This window comes from Cohnella sp. GCM10020058, assembly GCF_042683485.1.
Lineage (GTDB): Bacteria > Bacillota > Bacilli > Paenibacillales > Paenibacillaceae > Cohnella.
Genome location: NZ_JBHUJV010000001.1, coordinates 142,042 through 164,948, shown reverse-complemented (window position 1 = coordinate 164,948; position 22,907 = coordinate 142,042). Strand labels below are relative to the sequence as shown.

At 58.0% G+C, this 22,907-nt stretch carries 17 protein-coding genes; 1 reads left to right on the top strand and 16 read right to left on the bottom strand.

From position 1 onward, the window contains the following. Positions 1 to 17 precede the first annotated feature (17 nt). The 14 genes from ACFSR7_RS00730 to ACFSR7_RS00665 form a co-directional block, all read right to left on the bottom strand. Entirely contained in the window at positions 18 to 1,163 is a 1,146-nt protein-coding gene (locus ACFSR7_RS00730; protein ID WP_378158436.1) for a trans-sulfuration enzyme family protein, read from the bottom strand. 67 nt (positions 1,164 to 1,230) lie between these two features. Beyond that, the gene (locus ACFSR7_RS00725) at positions 1,231 to 2,109 is read right to left on the bottom strand and encodes an SMP-30/gluconolactonase/LRE family protein (RefSeq protein WP_378158434.1); all 879 of its coding nucleotides are present in this window, start codon (positions 2,107 to 2,109) and stop codon (positions 1,231 to 1,233) included. A 36-nt stretch (positions 2,110 to 2,145) separates the two neighbouring features. Further along, positions 2,146 to 3,204 carry an SGNH/GDSL hydrolase family protein gene (locus ACFSR7_RS00720; protein ID WP_378158433.1) on the bottom strand — a complete coding sequence of 353 codons (1,059 nt, stop codon included), beginning with the start codon at positions 3,202 to 3,204 and terminating at the stop codon, positions 2,146 to 2,148. A 13-nt stretch (positions 3,205 to 3,217) separates the two neighbouring features. Further along, complete coding sequence (locus tag ACFSR7_RS00715; RefSeq protein ID WP_378158431.1) at positions 3,218 to 4,123, bottom strand: DMT family transporter; 906 nt, start codon at positions 4,121 to 4,123, stop codon at positions 3,218 to 3,220. After that, positions 4,124 to 5,284 carry a mandelate racemase/muconate lactonizing enzyme family protein gene (locus tag ACFSR7_RS00710; protein ID WP_378118177.1) on the bottom strand — a complete coding sequence of 387 codons (1,161 nt, stop codon included), beginning with the start codon at positions 5,282 to 5,284 and terminating at the stop codon, positions 4,124 to 4,126. 18 nt (positions 5,285 to 5,302) lie between these two features. Next, complete coding sequence (locus ACFSR7_RS00705; protein ID WP_378158430.1) at positions 5,303 to 6,331, bottom strand: zinc-dependent alcohol dehydrogenase; 1,029 nt, start codon at positions 6,329 to 6,331, stop codon at positions 5,303 to 5,305. 2 nt (positions 6,332 to 6,333) lie between these two features. Continuing rightward, positions 6,334 to 7,941 (bottom strand): hypothetical protein, encoded by a 1,608-nt coding sequence (locus ACFSR7_RS00700; protein ID WP_378158428.1) that lies wholly within the window; start codon positions 7,939 to 7,941, stop codon positions 6,334 to 6,336. A gap of 19 nt (positions 7,942 to 7,960) precedes the next feature. Continuing rightward, positions 7,961 to 8,665 carry a PIG-L deacetylase family protein gene (locus ACFSR7_RS00695; RefSeq protein WP_378158426.1) on the bottom strand — a complete coding sequence of 235 codons (705 nt, stop codon included), beginning with the start codon at positions 8,663 to 8,665 and terminating at the stop codon, positions 7,961 to 7,963. 42 nt (positions 8,666 to 8,707) lie between these two features. Next, the gene (locus ACFSR7_RS00690; protein ID WP_378158425.1) at positions 8,708 to 9,541 is read right to left on the bottom strand and encodes a carbohydrate ABC transporter permease; all 834 of its coding nucleotides are present in this window, start codon (positions 9,539 to 9,541) and stop codon (positions 8,708 to 8,710) included. Then, entirely contained in the window at positions 9,541 to 10,425 is an 885-nt protein-coding gene (locus ACFSR7_RS00685) for a carbohydrate ABC transporter permease (RefSeq protein WP_378158423.1), read from the bottom strand. Before ACFSR7_RS00685 ends, ACFSR7_RS00690 begins: the two co-directional genes overlap by 1 nt. 67 nt (positions 10,426 to 10,492) lie before the next feature. Next, positions 10,493 to 11,863 carry an ABC transporter substrate-binding protein gene (locus ACFSR7_RS00680; RefSeq protein ID WP_378158421.1) on the bottom strand — a complete coding sequence of 457 codons (1,371 nt, stop codon included), beginning with the start codon at positions 11,861 to 11,863 and terminating at the stop codon, positions 10,493 to 10,495. Positions 11,864 to 12,061: 198 nt separating this feature from the next. Next, on the bottom strand, positions 12,062 to 15,313 hold the full coding sequence (locus tag ACFSR7_RS00675) for an alpha-L-rhamnosidase (protein WP_378159049.1): 3,252 nt from the start codon (positions 15,311 to 15,313) through the stop codon (positions 12,062 to 12,064). Between the two features lie 31 nt (positions 15,314 to 15,344). Then, positions 15,345 to 17,342 carry an alpha-amylase family protein gene (locus ACFSR7_RS00670; RefSeq protein ID WP_378158420.1) on the bottom strand — a complete coding sequence of 666 codons (1,998 nt, stop codon included), beginning with the start codon at positions 17,340 to 17,342 and terminating at the stop codon, positions 15,345 to 15,347. 217 nt (positions 17,343 to 17,559) lie between these two features. Further along, positions 17,560 to 18,393 (bottom strand): phytanoyl-CoA dioxygenase family protein, encoded by an 834-nt coding sequence (locus tag ACFSR7_RS00665; protein WP_378158419.1) that lies wholly within the window; start codon positions 18,391 to 18,393, stop codon positions 17,560 to 17,562. 137 nt (positions 18,394 to 18,530) lie between these two features. Here ACFSR7_RS00665 and ACFSR7_RS00660 point away from each other — a divergent pair, with 137 nt between their 5' ends. Further along, positions 18,531 to 19,409, top strand: a complete 879-nt coding sequence (locus tag ACFSR7_RS00660; protein ID WP_378158418.1) for an AraC family transcriptional regulator — start codon at positions 18,531 to 18,533, stop codon at positions 19,407 to 19,409. A 12-nt stretch (positions 19,410 to 19,421) separates the two neighbouring features. Here ACFSR7_RS00660 and ACFSR7_RS00655 read toward each other — a convergent pair whose 3' ends face one another. Together ACFSR7_RS00655 and ACFSR7_RS00650 are read right to left on the bottom strand one after the other, a co-directional pair. Continuing rightward, entirely contained in the window at positions 19,422 to 20,975 is a 1,554-nt protein-coding gene (locus ACFSR7_RS00655) for a response regulator transcription factor (protein WP_378158416.1), read from the bottom strand. A gap of 40 nt (positions 20,976 to 21,015) precedes the next feature. Beyond that, a complete protein-coding gene (locus ACFSR7_RS00650) occupies positions 21,016 to 22,833 on the bottom strand; it encodes a sensor histidine kinase (RefSeq protein WP_378158414.1) in 1,818 nt (605 codons plus the stop codon). Positions 22,834 to 22,907: the final 74 nt, after the last annotated feature.

Here is a 22,907-nt window from a genome sequence, read left to right as displayed (position 1 = left end):
TTTGTAATTCGGGGCCGCTAAAGCTGCGCCAAAGCCTGCTCCACGTCCTCCAGCAAATCCTCCGTGTCCTCCAGGCCGACGGACAGCCGCACCAGCTTGTCGACCCTGCTCTCGTATTCGGTCCCGACGACCGCGTCCTGCTGCCAGCCGATCGCCGTCGCATAGACGAGGCTCTCGAAGCCGCCCCAGCTGACGCCGATCTTGAACCAATGCAGGCTATCTATGAACTTGCGTACCGCCGGTTCTCCCCCGCGCAGCTCGAAGCTGAGCAGCCCTGTCGGCCCGCTCATCTGGGATACGGCCAACTCATTCTGGGGATGGCCCGGCAGCAGCGGGTAGTTCACCCGCTCCACCTGAGGATGACCGTCCAGCAGCGCAGCGACGCGCATGGCCGATTCGCCGTGCTGCTTCATCCGCAGCCCGAACGTGCGAAGCCCCCGCGTGGCGAGCCACGCGTCAAAAGGGGGAAGCGCGCCTCCGATCACGCCGATCTCCATTGCGGTCAGCTTCCGAATCGTATCCTGGCTGGAGACGACGACGCCGCCGGTCAAGTCGCTGTGACCCGACAAATACTTCGACAACGAATGGACGACGACGTCGAAGCCCCAATCCAGGGGCTTGAGCGTCGCCGGCGTCGCGCAAGTATTGTCGATGACGGACACCAAGCCATGCTCCCTGGCGATCGCGATCGCGCCGCGAAGATCGAAGACGTCCATGAACATCGTGGAGTAGCCTTCCGTATACAGCATGCGGGTGTTCGGCTTCACGGCGTCGCGAATGTTATCCAAATCGCGGAAGTCCACGAAATCGCAGGTCACGCCATAACGGGCCATCCATCCGGACAGCATGGCGTAGGTGCCGCCATAGATCGGGTAGCTGCAGATCACATGGTCGCCCTGCTTCAAAAAATGAAGCAGCGCGGTAGAGACCGCCGCCATGCCGGACGCGAACACTTTGGCGGCTTCCCCGTTATCGAGCGCCGCCAGCTTTTTTTCCAGCATGTCCGTCGTTGGATTGCCCATGCGCGAATAACGGTACGACGCCTCCGACTTCATCTCGTCATACGAATTCGCCGTAAACAAAGAATTCAAGAATAAAGGAGGCACGACCGCCCCGTGAAAAGTTTCTTCGCCGAAATGGGCAAGCATCGTCTGCATGCGCATAGGATTTCACTCCGATTGATGTAATGGTAAGCCTTCGAATCTCAGGGCCCATACCGTGCGGACGGCGTTAACCGCCGAAAGGCACCGTCGCAAAACCTTGCGTAGCAGTCTTGAAGCGAAAGACGCCCCCGGCGTTCGGCTCGTCGATCAACTGTTGCTCGCTGAGGCCTTGCCTGGCCGTCGTAATATACAGTTCGTCCAGCAGCTCGCCGCCGAACGCGCAGGAGGTGACGTGCGATGCGGCGACGGCGACGGTCTGCAGGCGCTCGCCGGTCGCGGGATTGCAGCGAACGACCTTGCCTCCGCCCCAGATCGCAATCCAGAGCATGCCTTCCCTGTCGATCGTCATCCCGTCCGGGAGACCCTCGTCGTCGCCGATGCGAACGACCGTCCTTGCCGCCGTCACGTTCCCCGTCCCGAGATCGTAATCGAACGCGACGACTTCCCGGGTCGTCGAATCGATATAGTACATCGTCCGGTTATCCGCACTCCAGGCAAGCCCGTTAGAGATCGTGACGTCCGTCAGCACCTGGCGGCAGCCGAGATCCGCTTCCAAGCAATACAGGGCGCCGGACGGACCTTCCTCTTTTTCGTCCATCGTCCCCGCCCAGAATCGCCCGGCGGCATCGCACTTGCCGTCGTTGAACCGGTTGCCTGGCAGATGCGTCTCCAGCGTAACGATCGAATCGGCCGTATTCGAGGTCGGGTCATACCGGTAGAAGCCTTCCCGCATCGCGCAAATAAAGCCGCCATCCCGCGCGGGAACGAATGCGCCGACCTCCTGCGTCATAACGATGCTCCGATGCTCCCCGGAGCCCGGCTCCAGCCGATGGATCTTCTTATCCGTAATGTCGGTCCAGTAGAGCCAACCGTTGTCCGAATCCCACCACGGCCCTTCGCCTAGCGTATTCCGCGCATCGTACAAGAGCTCCGCCCGATCTGTCATCGCTACCGCCCTCCCGTTTCTCCGGTATATTAAGGTTTAATTGTATTGCAGGATTTCTCGAAGCAGCGGCGTCAAGCCGTCCGCAATCCGCATATGGCCGAGATCGGTCGGATGAACGCCGTCAACGGTGCATTCGTTCCAGAGATCCCCGAGCAGGTCGGCCCCGTCATGGAAATGAATGAAGCGATCGCCTTCACGCTGCAAGGACCCCACCAGATTCTTTTGAAAATCCCTTCTGACCACCCGGTCCTCATAAGAGGCCGTATTCGTGTGTTCGTAGCCGTAAGGAATTCTCGATAAAACGAGGATCGGCGCCGCTGCATGCTTGCTGCGCAGGATGCGAAGGAACGCGGGCACCGTGCGGATCAAGTCGTCCGCATGCACGTTGTTGGCATCGTAATCTACGACGATACAGGCCGGATCTTCGATATCGCCGATCATCCGCGCGATCTCCGGATCGCCCTTGCCGTTGCCCGAAAAACCTAGATTAATAAATTCCATGTCGAAGCGCCGGCTTAAAAGGTTCGTAAAGGACATGCCGGGTCGGGATACGCAGCCGCCCTGCGTAATCGAAGTCCCGTAAAAAACGATTTTGCGCTTCTCGGCATATGCCGGAAATTCGAAAACGCCGGCATCCGCGTTCGTCCCGATTTGCACGTCATGCACGCCCTGGAACAACGGGAAATGAAGCGTGACATAACGGGTTTTACGCTGCAAATTTTCAAAGAATACGTACTCGTATTCGTCGGCGTCGTGGGCGAACCGGGTCGTCCCGTAATACAGCTGCGAGCCGGGCTTGCCTAAATAACAATCGAAGCCGTTGACCGCGGTGGCGGCGACATGCTCCGCAACGTTCGGCGCGAACAGTTTCGCCTTAATGACGAGCTTGGACGCGTCGGTCGCAAAACGAATTTGTCCGCCGGACGTGTTGTCCGCCAATTCGTCCAGGATCTCGCGAATGGCGCCCGTCTCTACGGCAGGCAGGCGGCGGTACTTGCGCTCCGCCTTCCACCACGCGAACCCGGCTATTTGAAAGGGCGCGTCGCCGGGCAAATGCCAACGCAGCGCCTCCGCTTCGCCAGTCGGTCGGTTCATATCCGCAGCCTCCTCATCCTCTGGTAACCGTTTGAGCGGCAATCGTTTGGTCTGCCCGCTTCTTGTTGGATACGGCAACGCCGACGACGATCAATGCGCCGCCCGCGATCTGCGTCAGCATAATCGGATCTCCGAGCACGACATAGGCGACCAATATGGCCACGAACGGCGGAATGTTCATGAACATCGCGCTCGTCGAAGCGCCTGCTACGGAGATGCCCTGGTTCCACCACAAGCCCGCCAACCCTTGCGCGATCAACGCGACGACGATTAGCGTCGCCCAGGTCAACGGGCTGCCGCCGGCATGCAGATGGCCTTGCGCCCATTCGATCCCCGCAGCGGGGAACAACAGCACCGTGCCGATGAGCGTCGAATAGATCGTTACGTCGATCGACTTCATCGTTTCCGTCGCCTTGCGGATCAGCAGTACGCTTACGGCCAGCGTCAGCATCGCGAGCAGAATGAAAAAGTCTCCGTGCGAGACGCCCGTAACCTTACCGCCGTTAAGCACGATGACCGCGACGCCGACGAGCGCCGTCAGCGCGCCGGCAATCTTGAAGCCGGTAACCCTTTCCTTGAGAAAAGCCCGCGCCAGAAACGTCGTGGCGATCGGCGACAAGGCGATGATCAACGCCGCATTTCCCGCGCTGGTGTGCGTCAGTCCGACAAAGTAAAAGATCTGGTACATCAGGGAGCTGGTCAAGCCGACCAATACGAGCCACATCCATTCGCGCCTGGTCGGCTTTTTCACCGCTTGACTCATCCATCCGACGGTTAACAAAAACAGCGAGGTGACGATGAGCCTGGACAAAGCGAGCAAGATCGGCGAAAACTCCCGCAGCAGGTAGGCGCTCGCCACATAGTTGCAGCCCCACAAGATGGAGACGGCCAGTAATTTAAAAATGACCGGTCGGATCACTTACAGAAGCTGCCCGATGCGCGGCTGGAACTGCGGATCCTGCGGGTCGTAGAACACCATTTCCCGCTCGAAATTCTCGCCGAAGCGGTCGAGCTTCGTGATGTCCAGGTCGATGCCGAAGCCCGGGCGGTCCGGCACGGCGATGGCGCCGTTGTTGAATACGAGCTCTTCGCGGAGCAGATCGCCCTTCATGAACTTCAGATGCGTGTCGTTCGCGAACGGGAAGTTCCGCGACGATGCGACCATGTGCACGTTGCCGAGCGTGCCGATGCCGGTCTCGGCCCAGCTGCCCGTCACGCACCAGATGCCCGCATGGTTGGCGAGATCGACGATCTGCTTGGCTTTAAGAATGCCGCCCGCTTCGGACGGGTACACCAGGAAGCAAGCGCAAGCGCGCTTGTCGATTAACCGCAGGGCATCCTCGTAGGTGGCGCAGCCTTCATCGGCGATAATCGGCACGTCGACGGCGCGGGCGACGGCAGCCATGCCGTCCACGTCGTCATAACGCGTCGGCTGCTCGACCATCTGCAGATCGTACTTTTCCATCTTGCGGATCGCCTTGATCGCGGTCGGCACGCTCCAGTTCTGGTTCGCGTCGATGCGGATTTTCATCTTCGGTCCCACCGCTTCGCGCACGGCCTTCACGCGCTGCGTATCCAGGTCGATGTCTCGTCCGACCTTAAGCTTCAGCTCGGAGTAGCCCGCGGCGGCGAACTTGCGCGCTTCTTCGGCATTGTTCTCCGGCTTGTCGATGAAAATATAACCGGAGAAGGCGACTTCCTGCTTCACCTTGCCGCCCAGCAGATTATAGACCGGCGTGTTCAGGATTTTGCCGCGCAGGTCCAGCAGCGCCATCTCTACGCCGGCCATGCCGTAGTAGCCGATTTGCTTCCAGTTGACGCAGTATTCCTCCAGGCGGTGAAGGATCGACTCCAGCTCCATCGGATCGCGTCCGATGATGAATGGGGCGAACTCCTTATCCACCACGGTCTGGATGACCGGGATCGTCGGTCCAACCGATTCGCCGATGCCGATCAGGCCTTCGTCCGTCTCGATCTGCACGATCAGCGAAGGCGCGCTGTACCGGGTGCCGCCCGACCATTTCTCGCCTTTGTGGAATGGAATTTTGATCATTTTCGTATGGATTGCCGTTATTTTCATGGGAGTTCCTCCTGCGTCTTATGAATGGCTGACGATGATTTTAATCGCCTCATCCGGTTCGTTGCGGGCAAATGCAATGGCCTGGTCCAACGCCTCGAACGGATAATGCTGCGTGATGAGCGGCTTCACCTGCACGCCGCCGGAAGCCATCAGCTCGAGCACCCGCGGCCATACCTGCGGCGCATTGGTCGAGCCCGCCAGCGTTAACTCCTTCAGCACGACCGCCTGGATGTCCGCCAGAATCGGATGGCCGGGCAGCCCGAACAGCAGCAGCTGGCCGCCCCGCTTCAGCAGCTCGATGCCGAGCTTGAGCGACGCTTCGTTGCCCGCCGCATCGATCGCGATATCCTGCGTCTCCGGCGCAATCGCATCCGTACCCGCAACCGCAGCCGTATCGGACGACCGCAAGTTGACAGTGACGTCCGCGCCGAGCCGGCGCCCCAATTCAAGCCGGCCGTCCCGCAATCCGAACAAGGTGATCTTGCTCGCGCCGGCCGCTTTTAACAGCTGCACGTAATATAAGCCTGTCGGACCGTCCCCGATCACGGCGGCATGGGACCCCAGGCGAATATTCAATTTATCGATGCCGCCCAGGCAGCAATGCAGCGTCTCGGCCTGCGTCGCCTCCTCGAAGCTGACGGAGGCCGGCAGCCGGTAGAGATTCGCCGCAGGAACGATTAGATACTCCTGCCAGCCTCCGGGATCGTGCAGCCCGATCTCGCCGGACTGCGCGCAGCGGTGCTTGTTGCCGGCCAGGCATTCGCGGCAGACGCCGCAGCCGATCAAGGGATCGATGCACACGCGGTCTCCGGGCTGCCACCCGTCTACGCCGGGACCGATCCGCTCTACGACCCCGGCCAATTCGTGGCCGAGCGGGAGCGGCGGCTCGCCGAAGCCCGCGTGGCCGCTCATAATATGCAGGTCGGTACCGCAAATGCCGATCGACACGATGCGGATCTCCGCTTCGCCCAAGCCCGGTTCCCCGCGCTCGGCTGCGGCTGACATCACTTCGTTCAAGCCCGTCCATAGCCATACCTTCTTTTGCATCGTCAACCCCCGAGTTCGACCTGCGTATCGTATTCGGTCCATGCGCCATCGCTGTCGATCGTTGCAAAGGATAACGGCTTCAGGGAGACAGCGTGCTGCGCGCCCGCAATCCTTACCGCGCCATGGTTGTCCGTCTCGAGCAGATTGAACAAAATGGCCCTGCCAGTCTCCTCGAGCCAGATCAAGCCGATACTGCTCCCTTCAACGATACGCGGGAACTGCCAATCGCCATCGCCTACACGTTGTTGAAGCAAGGAGAGCTCTTCATTGGTGGGCCTCGTCGTCGTCTTGTGATCCCAGATCGTCAGATGCGCAGCGTCCGGCGTCAACCGATCCAGCGCCTCTTTGTTTTTGAGCGCAGCCTTCCGGTCGAATATCACCTGCCGGTAGGAAGACAGCTTCTTCTCCCATTCCGCCGTCAGCTCATAATCGCCGAAAAACAAAAGCAGTTGACCGTCTTCGCTGTTCTGGTCCGCGCGAACCGGCTTGACTGGCAGCCCCGCAAGCACCGGCAAGCTTGTCGGCACGATCGGCTCCGCATAAGCGCCATGCGTACCATAGGCAAGATGTACGGGATGGCTTCTTGCCGCGCCCGCAGTCGCCTTATCCAGCTCCCGCAGCACTGGAAGCGCATCCGCAATCGCTTTCCAATAGCTTTCTTCCAGCACCCATGTTCCGCTCATGAAAAGAACGTTCTCCAGCCCTGAAGCGATCGCCATTTTGGCCTTGTACACCAGGTTATGCTCCTTAAGAGAGCGCGGCGGGAAAATGGTAGATTCGCTGTAAGCGAGCCGTTGGTCCAGGAAATTGAGATGATAGGCGATGCCCAGCATTTCTTCCGCTTTGGCGTACGGCTTCGTAAAGCTCCCGTCGTTGAACTGCAGCTCGCCGACCCGGAACAGGGCGTCCGGGATGCGTTCGCGGATCGCGGGAATGTCGACCCCGTGCCGCTCGTCGCCGAAGTGCATGACCATAATGCCGGCCTGGACGCCTTCCTGATCCGTCGCTTCCATGACCGCCGTGATCTTGTCGCACTGGAAGGCCACCCAATCCTTCGCCAATTCCGGGTTGACCTTCTTCGTCAGCTGCGCCATCAACGATTCTCTAGTCTCCAAGCGACCGTACTTCCCGTTAAATTCAGACAGGCACACATCGCAATAGCAGCCTTCGATATTTTCGTTGAAGTTGCCGACGCGCAGGTCGTCGTCCAGGAACACTTCCTTAAAGCCCGCTTCGCGCAGCAGCCTGGCGGCCCTGCCGTTGTCCTCGATCAGGCAGAGATCGACCGCCCCGCAGAAATACACCGTCTCTCCCAGGTTGTCCACCCGGTAATGCCAGGTTTTCGGAATCTCCAGATCGAGGTCGGGGTCGTCCGGATTGAGCGCGTTGCCCGGGTGCCCGATCGGGATCGTAACCGCGCCGACCTCGAAGCCGTACGATTCGGCAAATGCTTTTGCTTCCTTCAGTTCTTCGAGATCGACCATTTTGCCCGAGAAAAATCCGGCGATCCAAACTTTCTGAATGCCGGCTGCTTTCATCTGTTCGGCCAAGGCGTCTCTCGTCACCAGGTCGAGCAAAGGTTCGTGAGCCATACTATATTGCAGTTTCATCGCCTGCAGCCCTCCACCTTTACGGAAGTAATTTGAAATTCGGCATATAGCCGTGGATCCGGAAAGCTCTGAAGCCTTCGGCATAGACGAATCCCGCTTGAAGCCCTCTGAACTTGTCGGTGATGTCCAGGATGTCGATCAAGCCGTGCGTCTGATACACGTCCATCCAGGCGTATTGGCTCCTGTGCATCGCCAACGCTTCTTTTTTCGTCTCGAACACGTCGGTAATGTCCACGTACACTTCCGGCTCGAAGCCGATGCCGACCGGCGTTCCGTAATAGAAGAGAGAAGGATTTTTGGCGATCGGCGGCTCGTCCGCTGGAATCAGCTTGCCGGGTATCGACAGGATGACTTCGCTCACGATTTTCCCGGTGATGGCGTGATCCGTGCTCGGATCTCCCGGATAATTGACCAGGATCACGTCCGGATTCGCCCAGCGGATCGCATTGATGACCGCGCGCCGCGTCTCAGGCGTGTCCTGCAGGCCCTGGTCGTCGAACCGGAGGAACTTCACCTCGGCTCCCAGGAGCGTGGCCGCCTCCAGCTGTTCCTGCTCCCTCACCTGCGCGATTTCTTCCCGGCTGTCATACTCGTTGGAGCCGATGTTCCCGCTTGTCGTGAGTGCAATGAAAATGTCATGACCCTGCTGCTTGTACTTCAGCAGCGTCCCTGCGCAAAACACCTCGATATCGTCCGGATGCGCGCCAATCGCCAAAATGTTCATGCCGAATCCTCTCCTCATCGCTCTTGGAATGGTCGTTGCTTCTTATCCTTTGACGGCGCCGGCGGTAATGCCGGATACCATGTACTTCTGCGCGAACATGAACAGGATCAAACAAGGAATGATGCCTACCAGAATGTCCGCGAACACCAGGTTCCAGCTCTGGCTGTACTTCCCGAAGAAAGAGTAAATACTGAGCGGCAGCGGGTATTGCGTCGATTTGGAGAAGTACAGATAATAAGCAACGTTATTCCAAACGGCGATAAAGACGAATATCGATACCGTGATGGTTACGGGCTTTAACAAAGGAAAAACAATTCGGAAATACAGCTGGTAGGGATTGCTGCCGTCGATTATCGCAGCTTCGTCGATCTCGCGGGGAATCGTTTTGATGAACCCGGTGAACAGGAAAATGCCGAAGGGGAGCGTGGCGGTAACGAAGAGCATGACCAAACCAATATATGTGTTGTTCAAGTGAAGAATACGCATTTCCAGGTAGATCGGAATGATCGAACCGGGAACGATAAGGCCGGCGATAAAGTAGTTGTAAAAGAAGGTCGAAATCTTTCGCTTGATTCTGGCCAGGTAAAAAGAGCACATCGAAGCGACGACGACATTGGATACGACCGTGATCAGGCCCAGCAGCAGGCCGTTATACAGGCCCCTTAATATGTTGGACTCCCTGAATACGATCGCGTAATTGTCCCACACCGGCTTGGACGGCAGCGACAAACCCATGAGGCCCGCGCCCGTCGAATCCTTAAGCGAGTTGGAGAACACCATCCAGATCGGAATCAAGTAACAAAGGGCGACGGCGATCATCAAAATTTCCAGGATGGCCCGCGTCGGCGTAAGCCTCCATCTCTTAAGCAGCTGCATTAGTATTCGACCTCCATTTTCTTAAACAAGCCAAGAAGCGTAAAGCTGGAGATACTAACTACAACCGTGAAGACTAGGCCCGCCGCCGCAGCATATCCGTACATGCCCTGCGAGAAGTTGGCAAAAATGAAGGTGCCGAATACCTCGGTCGCTCCGTTCGGTCCGCCGTTGGTCAAGCCATATACTTCGCCGAACACGTTCAGGCCGGAAATGAGCACGAGCAGGGTGTTGATCGTTAATGCGTGCATGGTCAGGGGCAGCGTGATATAACGGAACTTTTTGAAGCCGCCGGCACCGTCGATCGTAGCCGATTCGTAGAAATCCGCGGACACGGATTGCAGGCCAGCGAGGAAAATGACGACCGTCGAGCCCAAGCCGACCCATATGCCCATGATGATGACAGAGTACAACGCGATTTTCGGTTCCGTCAGCCAATTCTGGGCAAGCGATCCGAGCCCGATCTTTCGGAAGAACGTGTTAATGGGTCCGTAGGTTGGATTATAGAGAGCACTGAAAACCAGGGAAATGACGAGCGGGTTGATCACGACCGGGGAGAAGATGATGACCCGGTACGCATTTTTGAACTTCACCTGATTATTCAGAATGATGGCAAGGCCATAACCGAGCGCGATGACGAAAACAGTATGCAGCACGGTGTACACCAACGTGTGTCTGATCGCGCCGAGAAACCCGGACGATTCGAACAAATCCTTGAAATTTTGCAGTCCGACGAACGTCGGCTTCAACAGATAAAACGTCGACCAATCCGTAAATGCAGCTGCCAGACCAACAAAACTCGGAACAACCGAAAACACGGTGTAGAGGATGACTGCGGGGACGATAAAGAGAAACGGGTAATTTTTCAAAATCATTTTGGGAACCATAGCAACCACCTTTCTTAAAAGGGATAATCCCCTGAATGTCTCATAGGATTATCCCTTTTACGATTAATTAGAAACCTTCTGTTTTGGCGGCTTTGTTCACCTTGGCGTAATCCTTGTACCAATCGTCAAGCGCTTGCGCAGGCGCCTTGCCCGCCATCATGTCGTTCACGTGCTTGTTGAAGTCGCCCAGCTGGAAGTTCGGATCGAGGTATCCGAGCAGGAACGGCGCGGCCGGAATGTTGTTCGCGGCGATCATGTCCGCCATCGATTGCTGGAAGTGATTCAGGCCGACCGTGAAGTCCTTGTACGGCGAGATGCCCGATCCAGGGATGCCGTCTTTGGAGTTCAGCAAAATGAAGTTGTCCTTCTGCGTCGCGAAGTTGATGAAGTCGTTCGCCTCGGCCTTGTGCTTCGCGTTGACCGGAATCGACATTGCGGCCTCGTCCGTCGGCGGGAACGTAGCGGCGATATAATCGTCGCCGAGCGTAAACGGCATGTAGCCGAGCTTTTCTGCCTTCGCGGCGTCTTCCTTTTCAAAATCGCCGTAAGTGACGTCCGGATAAAATTCCATGGCGATCGTGCCGTCGAGCAGTCCCTTTTGGATAATCGGCTGATCGGAGGACAGGTAATCCTTCGCGATATACTTCTTCAGGCTTACATAACGATTAATCATCTCGAGGTACTCCGGCGAATCGGCCGGCTTGATCTTGTTCGTCGAAATTTGCTTCGCCAGATCCGGATTTTTCGCGAACACATAGGCGCCGCCGACGAGGTAAGGCTGGTTGGCCGTCCAGGTCGATTTGCCTGCGAGTCCGAGCGGAGTAACGCCCATCGCGAGCAGCTTGTCGGCTGCGGCGATGAACTCTTGATACGTCTTCAGCGGCACCTTGATGCCGGCCTTATCGAACACTTCCGTGTTATAGATAACGCCATAGAAGCTGTGCGGCGCGACCGGCGCTTGATAGAACTTGCCGTCGATCGTCGTGACGGCCGCGACCGTCGGGTCGATGCGATCGAGGATCGGACCCGTGATCGGCTCCAGGAAGTTGGCAGGAATATAGTTGAAGCCTTTATTGTGGAACAAGAGGTCCGGCGCGTCGTTCGTAGACATCTTCGTCTTCATGACGTTGAGGTACTGATCGTCAGGCACGACTTCCTGCTTGATCTTGTTGCCGGTAGCGGCTTCATAGGCTTTGAGCATATCTTGAACGCCGGAGCCGGCCATCCAGGAGGTAGGGCCCATGAACGTCAACTCGACGGGATCCTTGGCAGGCGCAGCCGATTCGGATGCCGCAGCCGAGCTTGCCGGCGCCGAACCGCTCGGAGAAGCGCTTCCTCCCGCCGCGTTATTATTGTTGTTGCCTCCGCATGCTGCCAGAGTGGTGGATAACGCCAAAATGAGACCAAGCGAGACCGATAACTTTCTTTTGTTTGCCATCGTCTGTAACCCCCATTAGTTGAAAATAAACGCGTTCGTATCCTGCCCTTTCAGCTTTAAGCGAATGTCCCAGCAAGGCTCTCCTTCCAGGCCCGGTTGATCCATTGCGTCGACTGCTCCTTTATATTACTGTGTTAATATTCCCTTGATATATAGAAAAACGTACAGGCTCTTCTTGAATATTGAACGCAAGTATAATCACACGCACGCAAAACGGTAAGTGCCCGATCCGACTTCCAGCTTCCAATAGCGCTTGTCCTCGCCGAAGATCCGGACGCCTTCCGCCGACTCCGCGGCGATGCCGCTCTCCGTCAGCTTGCCGCTTCCGGCCTTTGGCACGTACACGAGCGCCTTCGTGTTGACCGGCACGGTCACCTCGTGGACAAGCCCCGCCGCGGTTAATTGCCACGCAGAGCCGATCCGTCCCCGGACCGTCTCGACCGTGCCGCTGGCATACGTCATATCGCCCAGGATATACGGCTTGATGACGCTTGTCTTATATCCGTCGGACATCGTCTTGATGCCGGCCAGATGCTTGAAAAACCAATCGTCGATCGTGCCGAGGAAGTAATGGTCGTAGGACCGCGTCTTCGACTCCCAGGCTTCCCAGAAGGAGGTGCCGCCTTCCGCCAGGCAGTAGCCCCAGCTCGGGAACGTCTCCTTTGTCGCGAGCGCATACGCGACTTCGCCCTCCCCGTGCTCGGTCAGCACCGGCGCCAGATACTTCGTGCCGAAGCAGCCCGTATCCAGATGTCCGCCCTTGCTCTCCACGATGTCTCGCGCGAGGCGGTCCACCACGCGGCCGATCTCGCCCTCCGGCGCGATGCCGAACGCCACCGGGAGCACGTTGGACGTCTGCCGGTAACCGGCCTCGATCTCCGTGTGATACTCGGCGCTTTCGCGCGCATAGAACTTCTCGTTCGCCGAATCGGCCAGCCGCGCCTGCGCGTCAGCAAAGTAAGCGGCGTCCTCCGCCTTGCCCAGCACGCCGGCGATTTGCGACATCAGCGTGCAGCTGTAGGAGACGTATGCCGTCGCCAGCAGCGTACCGCCCTCCGGCCCGATGAACGGACCCGGTACGGCCCAATCCGCATAGCTCTCGTCCGAGCTCACCCCGTCCTTCAGCCTGTTCAGCTCGTAATGCATATAATGCTTCATGCCGTCGTAATGCTTGCGAAGTGTCTCCTTGTCGCCGTAGTACTCGTACAACGTCCACGGCACGATGACGAAGGCGCTCATCCAGGCGGGCGTCGGCGTCAGGTACAGGAACGGCCCCGGACAGGTATGGGCGACTTCGCCCGCCGGCTGCTGCGAGTCGGCGATGTCCTGCGTCCACTTGGCGAAAAACGCGGACATATCGAAGTTCATCGAGGCGCACTCCGCGATCGCTTGTCCGTCGCCCGTCCAGCCTCTCTTCTCATGGAACGGCGTATCCGTCGGAATGCTGTGGAAATTGTTGAGCATCGTGTTTTTCATCGCCTGGTGAATCCGGTTCAACAAATTGTTCGAGCTGTCGAAGGCGCCGATCGTCTCCAGATCGTTATGGAAAACGCAGGCTTCGACGGACACCGGCTTCACCGCGCTCTCGATCTGGATGTAGCGGAAGCCCTTGTAGCTGAATTTAGGCTCCCAGGTCTCGATGCCGTCGCCGCTGGCGATGTACACGTCCTCCTGCGGATTTTCCCAGAACTGATGGTCGTAACCTTCCTTCCATATATCGAGCGAACCGTCCTCGCGTTGAATCTCTCCGTAGATAAGCTTCACGCTCGTGCCTCTGGGCGCCTGCACCGTCAGCTTGGCCCAGCCTGCCGTGATGAGGCCGGCATCGTAGACGTAGACGTTCGGCGCCGGACTCGGCAGCTCGGCGCACGGGATCGTCTCTACGATGCGGATCGGAGGGACGAAAGCGGACTCGACGCGGCCATCGTACGGCAGCATCGTATGGGCGGCGGTCCAGTCGCCGTCCGCGTAGCCCGCAAGCTGCCAGCCTGCGCGTTCGAGCCGGGCATCGTACTTATCGCCGTACCAGATATTGTCGTCGACCGTCGGACCGTCCGTCGTTCGCCATGAACCGTCGGTGGCGATCGTCTCGGTCGTGCCGTCCGCGTATTCGATCCGCAGCTGCGCAAGCACCTTCGGCTCGATCGTCCCCGTGGCGGGATCGGGACGGCTGAAGTTATCGCCGATCCAGTCTTTGCCGTAGGCATAGTGGCCGCGCCCGAGCTCGAATGCGATGCAATTCAAGCCTTCTTGAAGCAGCTGCGTGCCGTCGAACGTGATCGCGTACGTGCGCTTGGGGAATTGCGTATAGTCCGGCTGCAGCAGTCCGTCTCCGAGACGCTGCCCGTTCAGATGCGCTTCGAAGTAACCCAGGCAGGCGACATGCAGCCTGGCCGACTTCACCGCCTGCTTCGCCCGGAATTCCTTGCGGAGCAGCGGCGCGGAGCCGCGACGGCGAATGTCGCCCCATGGCGCGTCGCCGTAAGACGCGATCGTCCGCGACGGCGCCCAGTCGGCGTCGTCGTGATTCGCGAGCTTCCAGGCCGTGCCCGACACGTCCGTCGCATCCGACTCGGCCGACACGCGCCACGTCTCGTCCGTCAAGATCGTTTCGACCGAGCCGTCGTCATAGCCGAGCTCGAACTTGCCGATGATCCCCGCCTCGCCCGATTCGGCATGCTCCACGACCCAGGACAAGACATTCTCTCCGTCTCTCAGCTTGGCGGTAAAATCGATATAGACGAACGGGGACGTCCAATCCTGCTTCCAGCGCGTATTGAGCTTGGCGATCGTGCTCCCGTTCACGAAGACGGTGAACCGCGATCCGCCCGTGCCATGGAAAAACGCATAGCGAACCGTCCGGCCCGCCGGCACCCGGAAGGCTTTGCGGAAATGGACGAGACGCGGCGGGTGGGCTGCAGCGCCGTTGGCGGGGTTATCGGCGGCAGTGTCCGCGGTATTGTCGGCCGCAGCGCTGTCAGCAGAACCATCCGCAGAACCGTCCGTCGACAGGTCGAGGGAATGCCATGCCCACTGCGCCCCCGTCAGCGGTTTGCGTCCGGTATCGCCGCCGATCCATTCGGCGACCCACTCTTCGGGTCGAAGCAATCCCGTCTCGAACCACGCGGGAGCGCTCCATTCGGAAGCTTCGCCGTTTTTGTCCCACGCCATCGCCTTCCAGTAATACCGGCTTCCCGACGCCAGCGACTCGCCCGCGTAGCGGAGCTGCAGCGTCTCGTCGGATTCGACCTTGCCGCTGTCCCAGCATTCGCCTGCTTCGCGGCCGAGCCGCTCCTCGTCGCGATCGACGACAATCCGGTACGCGGTCTGCCGTTCGGCGCGCCGGTCCGATGCCAGCTTCCAGTTGAACAAGGGCGCCGTGCTGCCGATTCCAAGCGGATTAACGGTATTTTCCGTCTTTAATTCGTAGAGCTTCAGCTTGCCGCTCATTCGGTTCACCTCGCCAGTCCTCTTATTGGGTTTATTGGGTATAGAAAATCCGGCTTTGCCAGACGCCGACATTGTCTACGGACAGCGTCGGCCGCTGCCCTTCGCCGGTAGAAGCGACGCCATGCTGGTGCTTGACGCTCGTACCGTCGGGCAGCAGCTCATAAATGTCCTTGCCGGCAGCCTGCGGGTAACCCAGCTTGACCTCGAACGCCCCGGTCTCGTCGTACGAAGCGTTCAGCAGCAGGATCAGCCAGCCGCTCTCGTCTGCCGCATATTTAACGAACGGAACGACCCGCAGCGTTTTATCGATAAAGGCCGGAAGATGCCCGCCGCTCAGCCACTCGCCGATGCAAAGCAGCTGCTTCCGCTTGAAGCCGGAGTGGATCATCTGCCACGGCGCATACCCTTGAACGGCAACCCTGCCGCCCCATTCGTTCTCGTATACCGTCGACACCGGGCCGAGTTCGTCTATCGTGTAGCTCACGAGCCTGCTGAGCACCCTCGTCTTGTCGCTTGTCGGCTTCAGCTCGTATGCGGTGCCTTTTTTCATCGAAAACCGGACGTCGCGCTGCTCGCCGACGTCGTCTCCGTTCAGCGGGTCTCCCGTCAAAACCTCGGTGACGCCGTTATCGTATGTCCGCACGATTTCCGCGCCGCAATATTCGCCAAGTCCTCTGGCCGTCAGAATGGCAAGCGATTTGCCGTCCATCAGTACGCCGCCGCGAAGCATCTCCCGCAGCTCCTCGGTCGAGTAGCCTTCCGCCGCGTTTTCGCAAAGAATCGTGCCGCGGGCCTCCGCCGCGTTCATGGACAAAGGGAAACCGACCTCGCTGAGCGTGTAGAAGTTTAGACTGTTATCGACGGACAGGCTGTCGAACCAGTTGCCGTTGTCCACCGTTCTTCTCGCCTCGTGAAGGTGGGACAATGCCGGATACATGCCGCCCGTTCCGTATGCGCCGGCAATCCTTTCGATTTCGGCCCAGCGGGGCCGGATCGCCTCGATCGCGTCCATCAGCTCGTGGTATTCTTCCAGCGAACCCAGCTCGCCCCTCAGCGCGTCGAAGGCGACGCCGTTGCACCCCGATACGATGGCGGCCGTGCATTCCTCGATCGTGATGCGAACAGACTTGGACAAGCGATGAAAGGGAAAATTCTCGAGCTCATACTGGATGTCGTTGACGAATTCGGGGTAATGCGCGATCTGCCGGTTGATCTCATGCGCTTTGCGCACGAGTCCGAACGGCTTGGCATCGTCGAAGAAACCGCCGCCGGGCCTCGCCCTGCGCGCCTTCAGCGCCGAGAACCACCCTGGATAGTCCACGCCCGTATACGTGGAGATGCCGAGACTGACCGTCATCAGGCCGAGTTCGATCTTGCTGTCCACGCGATGCACCGTTTCTTCGATATGCGCGAGCAGCCGTTCGATCGATTCGGCATTTTGCCGTACCCACCTCTCCCGCGTTTCGCCGCCGTCCGGAGCATTCAATGCGTCGACCAATTGCTCGCGCGAGAACGACGTGCCATGCTTCCGGTTATAGATGTCGATACAGGTCGGACAGAAGCAGGCATAATCGCTTGTACCGAGACCGAACATGCGAATGTCGTCGTCGACCCACACGAACGACGGCCCGGCTTCCGCAACGAGCGTATACTTGCGGGCGATATATTCGCGGAACGGTTCCGAATTCGGACAAAAAGTGCTTTTGGAGGCCAAACCGTCCCGCCCGACGGTTCCCTGAAACGGGACGTCGGGCAGCCAGTCCCATGCTTCGTCGAAGTGGCCGAGCGTCGCCAGCATGTTGATACCTACGTTATCGAAGCCGCTCTCGCGCAGCCTCGACAGCCGATCCTTCATGATGCGGCACAGCTCGCCGAACCAATCGAGCGGGTTATAGCCTTGATGCCAATATTCAGTAAATAACATAATTTCGTCTACGGCATTGCGGTGCTTTTGTAAAAAGTCGAGCAATTCCCTGAATCTTTCCTCCGATTCGTATCGGGGAACGAGAATGCGGAAGCTTAGCTTCATCGGGGATACCGCCTTTTTTATAGGTTGGTGGTTGGGTTCTAATTTCCGCGCGCATACGTCGCGCGCCCATTCATTGTAGAACCGCTTTCATCCGCGAGGAATAGAAAATCGTCCTGCCGCGTCTTCAATTATGTACGCATTTGCCACACACGAAAACGGCCCCGAACGATAGAAATCTATCATTTAGGGCCGTCATTTTAAACGATTCGTTCATGCCTCATTTATACAGCGTGCTGTACACGACCGGGAAGTGCTCGCCCTCCATCAGCTCGCCTTTTTCCACCGTCACGTAAGGAAGCATGGGATGCTTGCTGGTCGGCTCGTACCTGGTATGTCCAGGCATGTAATGGACGGCGATTGCGCGCCGCTTGAGCTCCGACTTGTTGTGCGGGCTGCCATGCCAGGTGAGGCTGTGGTGGTAGCCCACCTGTCCTTTTTTGATCTCAAAGGGAACGGCTTCTACGACCGCGTCGGCCGGCAGCAGTTCGGGCTGCTTGTGGTAAGGCTTGAAGTCCTCCGTGCTCGCGAGATACTTTTGTTGATCTCCCCATTTATGGCTGCCGGGCACCATCCACATACAGCCATTCTCGATCACGGCGTCGTCGAGCGCCACCCACGCGCTCACCAGGTCCGCCGGCTGGATGATCGGCCACAGGGGATGATCCTGATGCCAGGGCGTCGGCCCGCCCGTAATCGGCGGTTTGTATTGGATCTGATCGTGCCAGACGCGTACGGTATCCGTCTTGCACAGCTGGGCGATCTCTTCGCAGATGACCGGATGGGCCGCATGCTGCAGGTAGGCGTCGCTGGCCATCCAGATATTGACGATCTGCACCACCTTGTCGCTGACGCTTTTTTTCATTCCTTTATATAAATTTTCGGCTTCCTCTTCGCGCATGTTGTGGCTCAGGACCGGCTTCTTCACCGATTCGCCCGCCATCACGCAGTCCAATTCTTCCCGCAGGCGTTCGACCTCCGCATCGCTTAGCACGACATCTCCCTTAATGAACCCGTTCCTCTCGAATTCCGCCAACCGGCTTGCGTTCAACATAGTCCTTGCACCTCTCCCTGTCCTTCAATATGATGTTGGTGATAGCGCTATCTTATCAAGCGGGAGAGATTGTGTATTTCCCGAAAACCAACATTCATTTGCGTTTTTTTAATCGATATGAAGGCGGGAGCCGACCTATGCAGATGCGTGAAGTGCCGCTCGACCGGATGATGCCTGCCGTTAATTTCGCGAACAGAAGCTCGGCCCGCGCCGGCGAGAATTGGGGACACCGGATCATTCCCGATTATCAATTGTTCTACGTCGTATCGGGTCGTGCCGCGTTCAGGGCGGGGGATTGCGTCCATACGATAAGCGAAGGGGAATTCGCCTATTACGGTCCCGGCTGCCCCACCTTTCTGTCGGTGACCGAACCGACGGACTTTTTCAGCCTCCACTTCCATTGGCACCGGGATAGTCCCGAACCCGTTCACCCCGGCCACGCGCTTCGCTTCGTAGATGCGGGCATGTCTTGCGGAGAGGCCGAAGCGCTGACGCTGCGGGGCGGAAACTCAGGCGATGCCGTCATGCCGACCGTCGCCTCCGTATCCGGGCTGGAGCCGATTCTGACGAGGATGGTCCGGGAATATGAGCAAGAGCAAATCGGATACGCGTTCGCGCTTCGCGCGCTGATGATGCAGGCGATTACGCTCATCTTCAGGCAGCTGATCGCCGGGAACGGCCGTCGCCCGAAGGACAACCGAATCGAGCTTGCGATCCAAGCCATACAAGGTCAGCCCGGCAACAACTGGTCCGTTGCCGAGCTCGCCGATCTGTGCGGTTATCACCCGATTCATTTCTCCAAGCTGTTCAAGGAAGAAGTCGGTCTTGCCCCAAAGCATTACATCATCAGCGAGCGGGTCCGTCTCGCCAAGGCGGCGCTGCTGCACGGCGAGAAGATGAGCTCGATCTCGCTGAGACTGGGCTTTACGAGCATTCATTACTTCAGTCATCAGTTCAAGCTGATCACCGGGCTGACGCCATCGGAATTCCGGATGAACGGAAGCGCTGGCGAATAAGCGTGATAAAGGCTATCCGCCGGGCCGGGTCAAACTCTCGCGGTAACGGGTCGGACTCATCTCCGTTACCGTCTTAAAGACATGACTGAAATAATTCTGATCGGTATAGCCCACGATCTCGGCGATTTCCTTATTCAGCATTTTCGGATAGTCGCGCATCAGGTCCTGCGCGATCTTCATGCGCAGCGAGGTTAAATATTCGACATAGGATTTGTGACTATAATCGCGAAAAAGGTTGCAGATGACCGTCCGGGAAACGTGGAAATGGTCGGTTAGCGTCTGCAGCGAGAGCGGTTGACCGATATTGGAGGAGATATACATCTCGATCTTGTCGAACAACTGCCTGGCGTCTCCGTCGCCCGAGTCCTCTCCCGCAAACTGGAACGCGCTGGCCAGCAGCGTGAAGAACGCTTCCTCCAGCTCTCCGAACGTGCGGCACGTATCGACGAGCTCCTCGATCCGCGTTTCGAGCGTTTTGTATTGCGACACGGACGAGGTGCGGTATTGCTGCTCAAATAAGTGAACGATCCGCTTGAGATCGATCTCGGCGATCATGCTCGTGCAGTCGCCTTGCTCCCAATTTTCGAACAGGCCCGCGATCAGGCGCTTCAAGCCGGGCACGTCCCGTTTTTGCAGCAGCAGCACGAGCCGCTTCTCGTCCGTCGCGGAGAACTGCGCGGCCGGCTCCGCAAAATCGTCTTCCAAGGCTACCGTGCGAGGCTTGCCGATGACGATCCGTTCGGACAACGCGACGAAGAGCCGCTTGTGCAAAGAGCGGATCTCTTCAAGCTGTTCGAACGGGGCGCTATAAACGATGGTAGGGAGGACGCCGTCGCGTGCGCAGCACTTCTGGGTCGCCTCGAGCAGCTGCGGGAACCTGCCCGGATCCAAATCGAACAAGCCGAAGATGAGCAGGATCGACTTGCGGTCGTCCGAGGGCAGGAACCAGCTCTGCTCCCGCTTATCCATATGCATGCCGAGCTCGCGGCGCATCGGCTCGAAGTCAAAATCGCTCTTCGGCATCAACAATCTGACGTCGTACAGCGCTTCGACATTTTGGATGAGGAGCATCCGATAGCCCGCGAATGGAAAGATCGCCTGCACGGCGCTGTTTTCGAGCGCCCCGTCCAGGGCTCCGCTCAGAATGCCGTGCAGAACCTCCCTCGACCTGTTATAGCTGTGATTCCGGTTCATATCCAGCAGCTTGAGCAGCACTTCGCGCAGCGCCGTCGTATCGACCGGCTTCAGCAAATATTCCACCACGTTCGCCTTCATCGCTTCGCGCGCGTATTCGAACATCGGGTAGGCGCTGATGACGACGACATGAACGGAAGGCCAGCGAATTTGGATCGCCTTAGCCAGCTCGATGCCGTTAACGGAGGACATCTGAATGTCGGTGAATACCGTGTCCGGATTCGTCAGCGGCATTTGCTCCAGCGCGGAGAGCCCGCTGTAGCATTCGGAGACGATCTCGAAGACGGTGCCGAGCTGCTCGCTGAGCTGCAGAATGCGCGCTCTGAGCTTTTCAATAGAAAAAGGATCGTCGTCAACCAGCATGATGCGCATGAGCATTTCTCCTTATGCCGAGTCCGAAGCTGCAGCAGGCTTACCGTCTTAGAGGCCCTTGCAGGCGGATGCGGACGCCCGAGACGTCCTCCCGGTTTTCGATCTCGTACGTAAAATGATCCTTAAACATGAACTTCAGCCGGCCCATCGAATTGGCGACGCCCATGCCGCCCTGGGACATCCCCTCTCCTTCCGCGCTGGAGAGCATTTGCTTGAGATAATCCTCCACCTTCGCGATGACCGCGGCCAGCCGCTGCTCCGTAATGCCGACGCCGTTGTCCTCGATCTGGATGACCCAGTGGGCGGCTTCGACATAAGCGCTGACGACGACCTCCAGGCAGTTCGTGGATTCGTTGAATCCGTGTTGGATGCTGTTCTCGACGAGCGGCTGCAGGATCAGCTTGGGCACGACGAGATTGGTCAGCATCGCATCCACCTCGATCCTGTACTGGAGTTTATCCACGAAGCGGATTTTCATCAGCTCCAGGTACTGAATTGTAAAGGCGATCTCCTTCTCCAGTGTAATGATCGGGGATTGCGTGGAGATCGAGTAGCGGAAAAAGCCGAGCAGATTCTGACTTAGCGCGCTCACCTGATCCAGATTGCGGTCCTCTGCGCTGGACTGGATGAACCCGAGCATATTGAACAGAAAATGCGGGTTGATCTGCGCTTGCAGCATATCGAAATGCGCCTGCAGCTGCAGCGTACGAAACCGGACGGTATCCTCCAGCGAATTTTTTAACCGCTCGCTCATGTTCCGGAAGGAACGGTTGATCAGGTGTATCTCGTCCATCTCGTATTTATTGTCCATATTAAGCTGTTCGTCGCTTTCGTCCAGGCTGATCCGGTCGATCGATTTTTTTAATTCCTTGAGCGGCCGGGTCAAGATCCTCGATAAAATATAGAACAGCGCGACCGAGATCAGAATGAGAAGGAGCATCGCCGCAATCGCGACGTTGCGGAAGTTGACCAGGGATGCGAACACGACCTTTTTGGGAACGGTCAGCATAACGGTAAAATCGGATTGCTCGTTCGATTTGTAGAAAACATACTGCTTGTTGCCGAATGACGTCGACATGAACGGATAATTTTCCGACGGGGACTGCTGCTTCAATCGGCCGTATTCCCGCTGCTGCGCCTGTGTAAGTCCGTTTTTGCCGCTATCCGTCGAATAAATAATCGCGTCTCCAAAAAACAGGTTCAGCTGCGCGCCCTTGATCTGGCTAAGCGTCTCCAGATCCACGAGCGCGTCCGCCTTGACCATGACCTCGAGCATGCCGGCCCTCGTCTCCCACGGCAGCAGCATGCGGCTGAAGACGAATACGGGCCATGCGTTCGCCGCATTCCAGGGATCGCGCTGCTCGTAGCTTAAGAGCGTCTCCCCATTGGTGGCCGCGATCCGCTTGAGCTCTTCGTATTGCTCGTAAGAGCCGACGGAGGTGCGGTCGTCCTCGCTGTCGGATATGAGATCCCCCTCCGTCGTGAATATGCGGATATTGACGGCGTCCGGGTATACCGTCGACAGCATCGTGACGAAGCTTTTGAGCGAGCCCCGCAACTGGTAACGCTCGTAGAAATCCTGGGAGCTCGCGAGCCCGTTCAGGTAGTTGACCGCAGGACTGTCGTTGGTGATCGACGACCAATAGAGCAGCTTGCTCAGGACATCGAACTGGTTGACGCGCTCGTCCAGACGATCCTTGATTTTCGAGACCGTCTCGTCAAATCTGGAGATCGTGTTTTTCTCGATATTATTTTGCAGATATACGTACATCGGCGTGCAAACCAATAGAATGATCGCAACTACAAGGAGCGAGTACGTCAGGAAAAACTTCGTGTGCAGACTGTTCCAAAACCGCATGCCGCTGCACCTCCTCCCAAGCTCGCTTCCCCGTGCGGTTCGTATGAATTGCGCCCATTCTATCACGCCGGAGC